Source organism: Pseudorhodoferax sp. LjRoot39 (genome assembly GCF_964253035.1).
Taxonomy (GTDB): domain Bacteria; phylum Pseudomonadota; class Gammaproteobacteria; order Burkholderiales; family Burkholderiaceae_C; genus Pseudorhodoferax.
Genome location: NZ_CAXUQL020000001.1, coordinates 2,970,562 through 2,983,518, shown reverse-complemented (window position 1 = coordinate 2,983,518; position 12,957 = coordinate 2,970,562). Strand labels below are relative to the sequence as shown.

The 12,957-nt window shown below is 69.9% G+C and carries 12 protein-coding genes; 6 read left to right on the top strand and 6 right to left on the bottom strand.

Going from position 1 to position 12,957, the window contains the following annotated elements; genetic code table 11:
- Positions 1-41 precede the first annotated feature (41 nt).
- The 5 genes from ACSQ4M_RS14100 to ACSQ4M_RS14080 are packed head-to-tail and all read left to right on the top strand — an operon-like array spanning position 42 to position 4,456.
- The gene (locus ACSQ4M_RS14100; protein WP_436190129.1) at positions 42-896 is read left to right on the top strand and encodes a 3',5'-nucleoside bisphosphate phosphatase; all 855 of its coding nucleotides are present in this window, start codon (positions 42-44) and stop codon (positions 894-896) included.
- Positions 893-1,780 (top strand): DMT family transporter, encoded by an 888-nt coding sequence (locus ACSQ4M_RS14095; RefSeq protein WP_436190128.1) that lies wholly within the window; start codon positions 893-895, stop codon positions 1,778-1,780. The genes ACSQ4M_RS14100 and ACSQ4M_RS14095 overlap by 4 nt, the downstream gene beginning before the upstream one ends.
- Before the next feature lie 4 nt (positions 1,781-1,784).
- Positions 1,785-2,420 carry an L-threonylcarbamoyladenylate synthase gene (locus tag ACSQ4M_RS14090; RefSeq protein WP_436190127.1) on the top strand — a complete coding sequence of 212 codons (636 nt, stop codon included), beginning with the start codon at positions 1,785-1,787 and terminating at the stop codon, positions 2,418-2,420.
- Positions 2,421-2,430: 10 nt separating this feature from the next.
- Positions 2,431-3,099 (top strand): site-2 protease family protein, encoded by a 669-nt coding sequence (locus ACSQ4M_RS14085; protein ID WP_436190126.1) that lies wholly within the window; start codon positions 2,431-2,433, stop codon positions 3,097-3,099.
- A 10-nt stretch (positions 3,100-3,109) separates the two neighbouring features.
- Positions 3,110-4,456: a tryptophan--tRNA ligase gene (locus tag ACSQ4M_RS14080; protein WP_436190125.1), complete on the top strand. Its 1,347-nt coding sequence runs from the start codon at positions 3,110-3,112 to the stop codon at positions 4,454-4,456.
- Here ACSQ4M_RS14080 and ACSQ4M_RS14075 read toward each other — a convergent pair.
- The 6 genes from ACSQ4M_RS14075 to ligD form a co-directional block, all read right to left on the bottom strand.
- Entirely contained in the window at positions 4,447-4,884 is a 438-nt protein-coding gene (locus tag ACSQ4M_RS14075; protein ID WP_056672767.1) for an OsmC family protein, read from the bottom strand. The two genes, ACSQ4M_RS14080 and ACSQ4M_RS14075, sit on opposite strands and share 10 nt — an antisense overlap.
- Before the next feature lie 81 nt (positions 4,885-4,965).
- Positions 4,966-5,610: a superoxide dismutase family protein gene (locus ACSQ4M_RS14070; protein ID WP_436190124.1), complete on the bottom strand. Its 645-nt coding sequence runs from the start codon at positions 5,608-5,610 to the stop codon at positions 4,966-4,968.
- Positions 5,611-5,983: 373 nt separating this feature from the next.
- The gene (locus ACSQ4M_RS14065) at positions 5,984-6,208 is read right to left on the bottom strand and encodes a hypothetical protein (RefSeq protein ID WP_436190123.1); all 225 of its coding nucleotides are present in this window, start codon (positions 6,206-6,208) and stop codon (positions 5,984-5,986) included.
- Between the two features lie 127 nt (positions 6,209-6,335).
- A complete protein-coding gene (gene glgX / locus ACSQ4M_RS14060; protein ID WP_436190122.1) occupies positions 6,336-8,456 on the bottom strand; it encodes a glycogen debranching protein GlgX in 2,121 nt (706 codons plus the stop codon).
- Between the two features lie 173 nt (positions 8,457-8,629).
- Positions 8,630-9,538 carry a hypothetical protein gene (locus tag ACSQ4M_RS14055; RefSeq protein ID WP_436190121.1) on the bottom strand — a complete coding sequence of 303 codons (909 nt, stop codon included), beginning with the start codon at positions 9,536-9,538 and terminating at the stop codon, positions 8,630-8,632.
- A 123-nt stretch (positions 9,539-9,661) separates the two neighbouring features.
- The gene (gene ligD / locus ACSQ4M_RS14050; protein ID WP_436190120.1) at positions 9,662-12,151 is read right to left on the bottom strand and encodes a DNA ligase D; all 2,490 of its coding nucleotides are present in this window, start codon (positions 12,149-12,151) and stop codon (positions 9,662-9,664) included.
- A 158-nt stretch (positions 12,152-12,309) separates the two neighbouring features.
- On the opposite strand from ligD, the gene ACSQ4M_RS14045 reads away from it, so the two are divergent.
- Positions 12,310-12,948 (top strand): CDP-alcohol phosphatidyltransferase family protein, encoded by a 639-nt coding sequence (locus ACSQ4M_RS14045; RefSeq protein WP_436190119.1) that lies wholly within the window; start codon positions 12,310-12,312, stop codon positions 12,946-12,948.
- Positions 12,949-12,957 lie beyond the last annotated feature (9 nt).

The following is a 12,957-nucleotide window of genomic DNA, read 5'->3' as shown; positions in this document are numbered from 1 at the left end:
GGCGACCTTCGAGAATGGAGGGCCCACCTAGAATGCCCGCCGTGCCTTCCATCCTCAACGCCGACCTGCATTGCCACTCCGTCGTCTCCGACGGCACGCTGACCCCCGAGGAGCTGGCGCAGCGCGCAAGCGCCAACGGCGTCGAACTGTGGGCCCTGACGGACCACGACGAGATCGGCGGCCAGCGGCGCGCCGCGGCCGCGGCCAAGGCCCATGGCATGCGCTACCTGACCGGCACCGAGATCTCCGTCACCTTCGCGGGCGAGACCGTGCACATCGTGGGCCTGGGCTTCGACGCCGAAGACCCGCGCATGCAGCAGGGCCTGGCCGACACGCGCGACGGCCGCGGCCCGCGCGCGCGGGAGATGGCCGAGGGCCTGGCCAAGGTCGGCATCACCGGGGCCTACGAGGGCGCGCTCAAGTTCGTCGGCAACCCGGCGCTGATCTCGCGCACCCACTTCGCGCGTTTCCTGGTCGAGGCCGGTCACTGCAAGGACACGCCCGAGGTGTTCCGCAAGTACCTGACCGAAGGCAAGCCCGGCTACGTTCCGCACCGTTGGGCCAACCTCAAGGACGCGGTCACCTGGATCACCCAGTGCGGCGGCATCGCCGTGATCGCCCACCCGGGCCGCTACAAGTTCAACGCCACCGAAGAGTACGCACTGTTCAGCGAGTTCAAGGCGCACGGCGGCCGCGGCGTCGAGGTCGTGACCGGTAGCCACACGCCGGCCGAGTACGTCGAGTACGCCGGCATCGCGCGGGAGTTCGACCTCGCGGCCTCGCGCGGCAGCGACTTCCACAGCCCGGGCGAGAGCCATTGCGACCTGGGGGCACTGCCCTACCTGCCGGGCGACCTGACCCCCGTCTGGGAGCTGCTGGCGGACCGCATCCAGTGAGTCCCGCCGCACTGCCCGCCTCGCCATTGGGCGGCATTGTGCTGGTGCTGTGCGCCGTCGCCTGCTTCGCCGTGCTGGACACCACCACCAAGGCCGTCACCGTGACCGTGCCGCTGCTCATGGGCCTGTGGTTTCGCTACGCATTCCAGGCCATCGCCACCACGGCCATCGTGCTGCCGCGCCAGGGCCTGAAGATGCTGCGCACGGCCCATCCGCGCTTCCAGTTGCTGCGCGGGGTGCTGCTGCTCACCAGCAGCCTGCTGGCCTTCCTGAGCCTCAAGACCATGCCGGTCGGCGAATTCACGGCCATCGTCATGATCACGCCGCTGGTCATCACCTTGCTGGCCGCGCGCACACTGGGCGAGCGTGTGTCGCCGCAGCGCTGGGCGCTGGTGATCGGCGGCTTCGTCGGCACCATGGTCATCATCCGGCCCGGCGACGAAGCCTTCGACTGGCGGCTGCTGCTGCCGCTGGCCCTGGTGGCGACCAACGCCTGGTTCCAGGTGCTGACCAGCAAGCTCGCGCGCACCGATGCACCGCTGACCACCCACCTGTACACCGGCTGGATCGGCACGCTGGCGGCCTCCATCCCGCTGCCCTTCGTCTGGGTGCAGCTGCCGGATTGGCGGCTGTGGGCCGGGCTGCTGCTCATGGGCACGATGGCCACCGTCGGCCATTTCCTGCTGATCCTGGGCTACTCGCGCGCGCCGGCCGCCACGCTGACGCCCTACCTCTACGGCCAGATCGGCTTCGCCATGCTCGGCGGCTGGCTGGTCTTCTCGCACGTACCGGACGGCTGGTCGCTGCTGGGCATGGCGCTGGTCGCCGTCTGCGGCGCGCTCGGCGCCTGGCTCACGCTGCGCGAGGGCCGTCTTTCCAGGTGACACCATGGCCCAGTACTTCGAACTCCATCCCGAGAATCCACAGCCGCGCCTGCTCAAGCAGGCCGTGGCGCTGCTCGCCAAGGGCGACGTGATCGCCGTGCCGACGGACTCCAGCTATGCGCTGGTCTGCCACCTGGACGACAAGTCCGCCGTGGACCGCATGCGTCGCCTGCGCGGCGTGGACGACCGGCACCACCTCACGCTGCTGTGCCGCGACCTGTCCGAACTCGCCAACTACGCGCGGGTGGACAACAAGCAGTACCGGCTGCTCAAGTCGGCCACGCCCGGCGCCTACACGTTCATCCTGGAGGCCAGCAAGGAAGTGCCGCGTCGCGTGAGCCACCCCTCGCGCAAGACCATCGGCCTGCGCGTGCCCGAGCACAAGGCACTGCAGGAACTGCTGGCCTTGCACGGCGCGCCGCTGCTGGCCACCACGCTGATCCCGCCCGGCGAGACCGAGCCGCTGCACGACGCGGCCGAGATCCGCGAGCGCTTCGAGCACCAGCTGGCTGCTGTGCTCGATGCAGGCGCCTGCCCGTCCGAGCCGACCACGGTGATCGACCTGGTGCCCATGGGCACGGGCGGCGACCCCGAGATCGTGCGCGAAGGCCGTGGCTCGCTGGCAGCGCTGGGCCTGTGAGAATCCGCCCGTGAATTTCGACGCCATCCTCCAGAACCTGCTGATCTTCGCGCTGCCCGTGCTGTTCGCCATCACGGTGCACGAAGCGGCCCACGGCTACGTGGCCCGGCACTACGGCGACAACACCGCCTACCTGCTCGGCCGCGTGACGCTGAACCCGGTCAAGCACATCGACCCCCTGGGCACCATCGTGATGCCCATCATGCTGTACCTGGCGACCTCGGGCGCCTTCGTGTTCGGCTACGCCAAGCCCGTGCCGGTGCAGTTCGGCCGGCTGCGCCATCCCAAGCGCGACATGGTGTGGGTGGCCCTGGCCGGCCCGCTCGCCAACCTGGTGCAGGCCCTGCTGTGGGGCGTCGCGTTCTACCTGCTGGTGGCCGTGGGCGTCACCGAGCCCTTCTTCGTCAAGATGTGCCAGGCCGGCATGCTGGTCAACGTGGTGATGTTCGCCTTCAACCTGTTCCCGCTGCCGCCGCTGGACGGCGGGCGCGTGCTGGTCGGACTGCTACCGTACAAGCAGGCGGTGCTGCTGTCGCGTGTAGAGCCCTGGGGCTTCTTCATCGTCATGGGCCTGGTGCTGGCCGGCGTGGTCGGCACGCTATGGCTGCGCCCCATCATGGGCCTGACCTTCGAGTTCCTCGACCTGCTGCTGACGCCTTTTTCCCTCCTGATCCGCTGAGACCCTTCCCATGAGCACGCTGCGCGTCCTGACCGGCATCACCACCACCGGCACCCCCCACCTGGGCAACTACGTGGGCGCCATCCGCCCCGCCATCCGCGCCAGCCAGGCGGCCGGCACCGACAGCTTCTACTTCCTCGCCGACTACCACGCGCTGATCAAGACCGACGATCCGCAGCGCATCCAGCGCTCCACGCTGGAGATCGCCGCGACCTGGCTGGCCGGCGGGCTGGACCCCGAGCGCGTGACCTTCTACCGCCAGTCCGACATCCCCGAAATCCCCGAACTCACCTGGTTCCTGACCTGCGTGACGGGCAAGGGCATCCTGAACCGCGCCCACGCCTACAAGGCCGCGGTGGACCGCAACGCCGCCGCCGGTACCGAGCCCGACCACGACGTGACGGCGGGCCTGTTCATGTACCCCGTGCTGATGGGCGCCGACATCCTGATGTTCAACGCCCACAAGGTGCCCGTGGGCCGCGACCAGGTGCAGCACATCGAGATGGCGCGCGACATGGCGCAGCGCTTCAACCACGCTTATGGCGAGCATTTCGTGCTGCCCGAGGCGGCGGTGGAGGACGACGTGGCCCTGCTGCCCGGCCTGGACGGCCGCAAGATGAGCAAGAGCTACGACAACACCATCCCGCTCTTCGCGCCGCGCGAACAGATGCGCAAGCTCATCGCCGGCATCGTGACCGACTCGCGCGGCCCTGGTGAGCCCAAGGACACCGAAGGCTCGGCCCTGTTCCAGATCTACCAGGCCCTCGCCGAGCCCGCCGAGACGGACGCCTTTCGCCGCGCCTTCGAAGGCGGCATCTCCTGGGCCGATGCCAAGCAAGCCCTGTTCGAACGCATCGACCGCGAGGTCGGCCCCATGCGCGCCACCTACCAGCGCTGCATCGACGATCCCGCCAGCGTCGAGCGCGTGCTGCTGGCAGGTGCCCAGAAGGCCCGCCGCACGGCCAGCCCCTTCATCGCCACGCTGCGCCACGCCGTGGGCCTGCGCCCGCTGGGTGTTCAGGCGCAGGCGGCCAAGCCCGCCAAGGCGGCCAAGGCTGCGGTGCCGGCCTTCAAGCAGTACCGCGAGGCCGATGGGCTGTTCTACTTCAAGCTGGTCGATGCGGGCGGCGCGCTGCTGCTGCAAAGCCAGGGCTTCGCGTCGCCCAAGGAAGCCGGCCAGGCCATTGCGCAACTGACGCGCGACGGTGCCGCCGGCCTCACGGCCCTGGCCGCGCAACTCGCGCGCACGGAGCCCGGCGCCGCTGCGGCGCTGGCCCAGCTGGCTGCGCCCAAGGCCGACAACGGCTCGGTCGCGGGCGAAGAAGACCCTGGATCTGCGGTCGAACCTCAGGCCTGAAGCGTCGCCGAAAGCGTGATCTCGGGCACCGCGGCCAGCGCCTTGGACAGCGGGCAGCCGGCCTTGGCACCCCGGGCCAGCTCCTGGAATTTGGCCTCATCCAGCCCCGCCGCCTTGGCGGTCAGCGTCAACGCGATGCGGTCGATCTTGAAGCCCTCGCCGTCCTTGACGAGGCGCACGCTGGCCTGGGTGTCGGCCTGCTGCAACGCCACGCCGGCTTTCTCGCACGCGAAGGCAAACGCCATCGTGAAGCAGGCAGCGTGCGCGGCGCCGACGATCTCCTCCGGATTGGTGCCACGCCGGTCGTCCTCGAAGCGGCTGGCAAATCCATAGGGGTAGTCCTTCAGCGCGCCGGTCTCGGTGCTGATCGCGCCCTTGCCGGTCTTGCCGGCCCCTTCCCAGTGCACGCTGGCCTTCTTCTCGCTCATGGTGGTTTCCTTTCGGGTTGAAGTGTTCACTTGCACCGCGGGCTGAGCAGGCGCGCCCGCACGCGCCGCGTGGTCCGTGGTTCAGCGCAGGTGGCGCGAGGTGGGCACGCTGCCGACCACGGCGTCCAGCCGTGCGGGCTCGATCACGCCGCACAGCACGCGGCCGCCCGAATTGCCGGCCGGGTTGGTCCTGTAGTCGTCGGCGTCGGCGTGCACGACGAGCGAGCGGCCCAGCACGGAGTTCTTGGCCCCCCGCAGCAGCGTGATCTTGGGGTTGGTGAAGCGCAGCACGCCCTTGCCCTGGCCATCGACGAGCAGGTTGGGCACATCCCCGGCATGGCGCTGCGTATCGTGTTCGGGGTGGCCATGGCGCCCCGTGGCCTCCGGGTCGAAATGCCCGCCCGCGGCACCGAAGGGGATGGTGTTGCCGCTGGGGTCGGGCCCGGGCGCGCACTGGCCGTTGACGTGGACGTGCAGGCCATGCAGGCCCGGCGTCAGGCCCTCGGCATTCACGACGATCTCCACACCCTCGGCCACGGAGCTCAGCACGGCCTGCCCGCGCGGCTGGCCGTCGACCGCCACGAGTTTGACCAGCGCACTCGATCCGGCGCGCGGCGCCGACACGGCGGCCGGACTGGCGGGATGGCCGACACCCTGGGCGCAGCCCGCCAGCAGGGCGGCTGCGGCCAGCAGGGTCGGCAAGAGGGTGGATGCAGGCTTGTGCATGGGGGGCTCCTCGTTCGGCGCGACCAATCTAGCACCGCAGCCGCAGCCCGCACGTAGGAAAGCAGCGCTTGTGGAGCAGCTTGCGAAGAACCCTTTCAACCTAGATTCGGCAGTTGGATGCGCCCGAGGGTGCCGTGATCGGCGTGCCAGGCAAGGCGCGACGACGTGGCGCACTCCTGTGCGCAAGGAGGAGCAACGCAGCCTGGCGCGGCGAGCGCGGTGCCGGCGGGTGCATGGCGGCCTCACCCAGAAGGTGAGGGGTATCGGAGACGCCAAGTCCAGTGTTCATGCGGCTTGCCAAAGGGCTGCGAGCGGTCAACTGCCGAATCTAGGTTCAATGCCCTGCTGCGGCCACCCCGTCTCGCAGGGCGCGTCACGGGCCGGGTTCAAGCACCAGCTCCAGACCGAGCTTGCCGACCAGAAAGGCGATGGCCGACAGCATGAACAGCCAGGCCAGCGCGAGCAGCGGCTCCATGTGGTCGCTCGGGGCCAGCAGCATGCCGGCGAACGCCAGGCAGGCCAGCAGGATCGCGGTGTAGAAGCCCTCGGTGGTGCGTCGGTTCAGCAGCGCAAGCACGCTGCGGTTCGCATGCGTCATGGACGATTCTCCGGATCGGACGATGGGGACACGGAACAACCGTCACCTTGACGGGTTGCCTGCAGCCTACGGTCCGCACCGGGCGCGCCGGATCGGTCCGCGGCGCAAGCCGCGGTAGGAGAACGCCCTACGCCGCCGGCCCCTGCGTCAGCACCATCATGGCGTGGGCCTTGAGCCGCAGCTTGGCACCCGGCGCGATGCGCCGGGCGCGCCGTGCCGGCAGCTGTGCGCGGTCGGTCGCGATGCGCAGCTGCCAGGCCGGGCCGAAGCGCGTCTCGGGCGGAACCGTGAACAGATGCGCCTCGGGCGCACCGTTGAACAGCAGCAGCACCGAGGGGCCGGGCTGCGTCGCACGGCCCTTGGCGTGGTCGGCAGCCCCGTCGAACACGAGTTGCAGGCAGCGCGCACCAGGGTGCTGCCACTCGTCCTCGGCCATGGGCAGGCCCCAGACGCTGTACCAGGTGGCGTCGGGATGCTCGCCATCGCCCACCGGCCAGTGCGGGCTGCGCAGCACGGCCAGCTCCTTGCGCAGCCGGATCAGCTTGGCCGTGAACGCGAACAGCGCGTCGTCGCGCGCGCCGTCGCTCCAGTCGAACCAGGAGATCGGGCTGTCCTGGCAGTAGGCGTTGTTGTTGCCCTGCTGGGTGCGGCCGATCTCGTCGCCGCCCAGCAGCAGCGGCACGCCGCGCGACATGAACAGCGTGGCCAGCAGGTTGCGCTGCTGGCGCGCGCGCAAGGCCAGCACGCCGGCGTCCTCGGTCGGACCTTCGGCGCCGCAGTTCCAGCTGCGGTTGTGGCTCTCGCCATCGCGGTTGTCCTCGCCGTTGGCCTCGTTGTGCTTCTCGTTGTAGCTGACCAGGTCGCGCAGCGTGAAGCCGTCGTGCACGGTCACGATGTTGACACTGGCCGAGGGTGGGCGGCGCGAGGGCGCGAAGATCTCGGGCGTGCCGCACAGGCGTGAGGCGAAGGTGGGCAGGCTGTCGTCGGCATTGCGCCAGAAGTCGCGCACCTCGTCGCGGTAGCTGCCGTTCCACTCCGACCAGCCGACCGGAAAGCCGCCGACCTGGTAGCCGTAGTCGCCCAGATCCCAGGGCTCGGCGATCATCTTGACGCGGCGCAGCACCGGGTCCTGCGCCACGGCCGAGAGAAACGGCGTGCGGTGGTCGAAGGCGCCCGCCGCGTCGCGCGAGATCGCCGGCGCCAGGTCGAAGCGAAAACCATCCACGTGCATTTCCTCGACCCAATAGCGCAGGCTGTCCATGACCATGCGCAGCACGGGCGGGTTGCTCACGTCCAGCGTGTTGCCGGTGCCGCTGAAGTCGTTGTAGTAGCGCCGGTCCTCCGTCAGCCGGTAGTAGGCCGCGTTGTCGATGCCCTTGAAGCCCATGGTCGGGCCCAGGTGGTTGCCCTCGCAGGTGTGGTTGTAGACCACGTCCAGGATCACCTCGATGCCGGCCTGGTGCAGGGCCTTGACCATGCCGCGGAACTCGGCCACGCCGCCGTCCGTGCCCTTGAAACAGTAGCGCGGCTCCGGCGCGAAGAAGCCGATGGTGTTGTAGCCCCAGAAATTGGCCAGGCCCGCGTCGACCAGCCGGCCCTCGTCGTTGAAGGCCTGCACGGGCAGCAACTGCACGGCCGTGACGCCCAGGCGCTTGAGGTAGTCGATCGCCGCCTGGTTGGCCAGGCCTGCGAAGGTGCCGCGCAGTTCCTCGGGCACGCCCGGCATGTTCTTGGTGAAGCCGCGCACGTTGACTTCGTAGAAGATCGAGTCGGCCATGGGGACGGCCGGCGGCCGGTCGCCCTGCCAGTCGAAATCGGGCGCGATCACGACGGACTTGGCCGCCACGGCCGCGCTGTCGCTGTCGTCGCGTGCGAGATCCTGCTCTTCATGGCCCAGCGGATAGCCGAAGGTCACGGCATCGCCGCGCAGCGGCCGGTCGATGGCGCGGGTGTAGGGGTCCAGCAGCAGCTTGGCCGGGTTGCAGCGCTGGCCGTCGCCGGGATCGAAGGGGCCCAGCACGCGCACGCCGTAGCGGGTGCCGGGCTCAAGACCGGGCACGAAGCCGTGCCAGATGTCCTCGGTGCGCGCCGGCAGCCGGATGCGCCGCAGCTCCTCGCGCCCCTCGGCGTCGAACAGGCACAGTTCGACGGCTTCGGCCGCACTCGAATAAAGCGCGAAGTTCGCACCGCCGTCGCGCAGGTGCATGCCCATGGGCCAGGGAAGGCCCGCATCGCAGGTGTCTGTCATAGGTTCTTGTGGCAAGCAAGCGCCGGGCCGCGGCGCGGGGATCGGGTTCGCGACCGGCTCAGCGGACGAACAAGGCGATCAGGATGATGATGGGGATGGGCACGCCGAGAAAGAACAGCAGCAGGGAGCGCATGGAGACCTCCGGGTTGTTGTGAAAGGATGGAACAGAGAATTCAGGCGTCGCGCTCGCGGCCGCCCCAGGTGGCCGCCAGGCTGCCGCTGAAGGCGCCCAGCAGCATGGAGACGAACAGCCACAGCGTCGCCGTGATGCCGGCCTTGCGCGCCTTCTCGGCAGCGTCGCGTGCAGCGGCCTCGACCTCGCGCGCCTTGGCCTGCATGCGGCCCACGGTGTCGGCGACACGCTGCTCGGCCTCCTGCGGCGACAGGCCCGTGCGCTCGGCCACGAGCTGCCCCAGGTAGCGCTGGTCTTCGGCCGCCAATGGCTTGTCCTTGCCGGCCTGCGCCAGGATGCGGGCCACCTCGGCCGCGGGCACCGGTTCGGCCGCAGCCACCTCGCCGGCCTGGGCCGGGCCCGCCGGGCGGCGGAACATGCTGTCGATGAAGTAGCTGGCCGGGCCCTCGCTGCCCGATGCGCCCGCGTCCTGCGCGGCTGTCGCCACCGCGGCCGTGGCGGCACCGCCAGCCACCGTGGCCCCCACCTTCACCGCACCGCCCACCACGCTGCCGATGGCGGTGGTCAGCAAGGCGGCCGTGGCCAACGTGGCAACGGCCCAGGCCAGGAAGCCGTGGGCGGTGTCGCGGAAGAACACCTCGTCGCCCTGCACACCGGCCCAGCGCGTGCGCAGCCGGCCGGCGATGTAGCCGCCCATGCCCGATGCGAGCGCCTGCGTGACCATGACCCAGACGACGGCCGACATGCCCAGCGCCATGGCGCTAGCGCCTGCACCGCCGTACGGCGACAGCGAGGTCAGGCCCAGGCCTGCGCCCAGGATCAGCAGGATCAGCGAGAGCGCCGCCGCGGCGGCACCGCCGGCCAGGATGGCGCCCCAGGAAACGGCGCCGGCCGGTGCATCGACGGCGGTCTCGAGCCGCGTCGATGCCAAGGGAAGGGAAGCTGCCACCGGTTTCTCCTGTTGTTGAGGTCTGCGCCATTGTTCGGAGCGCCCCGCGCGGAGTTCGTCGGACGGCGAGGCCGTCGCATGTAGGAAATCAGGCCCGCTTGTGCAGCAACCGCCTGGCGTTGTTCAGTCCGGTGCGAAGCCGATGGTGTTCATCGCGGTCTTGAGCGAGGTGGCGGCGCGCGCATAGCCCTGCCAGGGCGCGTTGCCCACGTCCAGCCGCTCGTGCACGTTGCGCACGTTCCATTGGTCGCTGCGCTTCAGGGAGGGCAGCTCATCCCAGGCCAGCGGCACCGAGACGCCCATGCCAGGCCGCGCGCGCGCCGACCAGGCGCAGACCGTGGTCGCGCCCCGCCCGTTGCGCAGGTAGTCCACGAAGATCTTGCCGACGCGGTTGCGCGGCCCGCTCTTGGCCACGAAGCGGTCGGGGATGGTGCGCGCGAGGTGCTGCACGACGGCCTGGGCGAAGCCCTTGGCATGGCCCCAGCTGTGCAGCCGCTTGATCGGCACGACCACGTGCAGCCCCTTGCCTCCGCTGGTCTTGAGAAAGGCCGGCAGGCCCAGTTGCTCCAGGAAGGCGTGCACGAGTTCGGCCGCCTCCTGCATCTGGCGCCAGCGCACGCCCTCGCCGGGATCCAGGTCGAAGACGAGCCGGTCGGGCCGCTCGAAGGACGCGGCCAGCGCGTTCATGGAATGCAGCTCCACCACGTTCCACTGCGCGGCCGACAGCAGGCCGCGCGCGCTGGCCACCGCCAGCAGCGGCGCGTGGCCGGGGTCCAGCGCCGGATCGAGTTGGCGCAGACCAGGCAGCTTCTCGATCTCGGCATGCTTCTGGAAGAACAGCTGCTTGCCGATGCCGGCCGGCGCGCGCACCAGCGCCACGGGCCGGTGGCCCTTGAGATGCTCGAACGCCAGATCGCCCACCAGCGCGTAGTAGCGCACGAGGTCCATCTTGGTCGTGCCGGTGCTGGCGTCGATCACGCGCTCGGGGTGCGTGACCTTGAAACGGGTGGACAGCGCATGGGCGCCGCTGTCGTCGGCGGCCTTCTTCGCAGGCCTGGGCGGCGGCGCGGCGCGCTCGCGCACGATGGCCTTGGCCGGCTTGTCGCTGCGCAGGCCGTGGAACACCGCATGGCGGATGCGGCCGCTGCGCGTCCATTCGCCGAACGTGACCTCGGCCACCAGTTGCGGCTTCACCCAGTGCGGCTTGCCCTCCACATCGGCCGTGTCCGCCAGCGGGCTGCGTGGCGTGGCCAGGCCTGCCAACTGGCGCGCGAGCTTCTTGAGCGCGGCCTGGTCGAAGCCCGTGCCGACCTTGCCCGCATAGACCAGCTTGCCATCCTTGCCGTGCACACCCAGCAGCAGCGCGCCGAAGCCGGTGCGGCTGCCCTGCGGCTCGGTGAAGCCCACGACCACGAACTCCTGGCGCTGGCTGCACTTGAGCTTGAGCCAGCTGTCGCTGCGGCGCGAAACGTAGGGCGCACCCTTGCGCTTGGCGATCACGCCTTCCAGGCCGAGCTTGCAGGCGGTGCCGACCACCTCGCCGGGCGGTGCGTCGAAGGTGGCCGAATAGAACACCAGGTCGGACTTCCTTCCCTCCAGCAGCGAGGCCAGCAGCGTGCGACGCGCCTGCAGGGGTTGCTCGCGCAGGTCGTGGCCGGCGCAGTAGGGCAGGTCGAACAGGTAGTAGACGATGGCCTGGGTCCTGGAGACGTCGAAGGCCTGCTGCAGCGCGCCGAAGTCGGGCAGGCCGTTGTGGTCCATCACGACGATCTCGCCGTCGTACCAGCCTTCGGGCAGGTCCAGGCGCAGGAGCTCGGCATGCAGCGCCTTGAGCTTGTGCGTCCAGTCGTTGCCGTTGCGCGTGAACAGCTGCACCCGCTGCTGGCTGGCGCGGCCTTCGACGCGCGCAAGCAGCCGGTAGCCGTCGAACTTGATCTCGTAGACCCAGTCGGCCGGATCGGCCGGCGGCCGGCTCGCGAGCGTCGCCAGCTGCGGCGCGAGCGTGGCCGGCAACGCGGCCTGCGGCGGCTGCGCCGCCTTCGGCGCTGGTGGCGCAGCGAGGGCCTTGACGCTGTCGGGCATCTCGTCGACCACACTGAACTCCGTGGCCGGCCGCTCGAACGCATCCTTTTCCTTGACCAGCAGCCAGGGCGGCTGGCGGTCCTTGCCCTTGCCGTGCATGCGCACGAGCGCCCAGCGGCCTTGCAGCTTGTGGCCGTGCAACTCGAACTTGAGGTTGCCCTTGGCCAAGCCGGCCGCGGGATCGCCCACCGGGGTCCAGTGGCCCTTGTCCCAGACGATGACCTTGCCCGCGCCGTACTGTCCCTCGGGAATCTGGCCCTCGAAGCTGGAATAGGAAATCGGATGGTCCTCCACCTGCACGGCGAGCCGCTTGTCGTGCGGATCGAGACTGGGCCCCTTGGGCACGGCCCAGCTCTTCATCGTGCCGTCGATCTCGAGCCGGAAGTCGTAGTGCAGACTGCTGGCCCAGTGCTTCTGCACGACGAAGCTCGGCTGGCCGGCCGGCGAGCGCTTGCCGCCGCTGCGGGGCTCGGAGGTGCGACCGAAGTTGCGCTTGGCGTGGTAGGCGGCGAGAGCGGCAGGGGTGGCCATGGTCGGTCCAGCTTGCCGCCAGACCGGTGCGGCCGGCTGTCATCGCGCAACGCCAAGCCCTGTCAGCCACCGCCGTTCGCCTACAGGCGATGGCAAGCTTGCCCCACAGCCGGCACGCACAATGGCCATCAAGCTCCAGGCTCCAGGAGAATCCTCACATGAGCGCCCTGCCCCGATCCCCACGCCACTTCTCCATGCTGCGCGGCTTCCACCTCGCGGACTTCTTCACGCTGGGCAACGCGGCCTTCGGCATGGCCTCGGTGTTTCTGGCCATGCAGTTCCTCGTCACGCGGGACACGACCCACTTCCTGCTGGCCGCGCTGATGACGCCGATCGCGTTCGTGTTCGACGTGCTCGACGGCCGCATCGCGCGCTGGCGCCAGCAGCACTCGGCACTGGGGCGCGAGCTCGACTCGCTGGCCGACGTCATCTCGTTCGGCGTGGGCCCGGCCACGCTGGGCTTCGCGGCCGGCCTCACGGGGGGCTGGGACATCGCCATGCTCGTCTACTTCGTCTGCTGCGGCGTGAGCCGCCTGGCGCGCTTCAACGTGACGGCCGAGGCGCTGGCCGAGGGCAGCGAGGGCGGCAAGGTCAAGTACTTCGAGGGCACGCCGATTCCGACCAGCGTGGTGCTGACGGCCGTGCTGGCATTCGCCGCCTGGCAGGGCCGCATCGGCGACGGGCTCTACGGTGGCGCCTGGCTGCTGGGGCCATGGGCGCTGCACCCGATGGCCTTGCTGTTCGCGCTGTCGGGCACGCTGATGGTCAGCAAGACCCTGCGCATTCCCAAGTGGTGAATGCGGGGA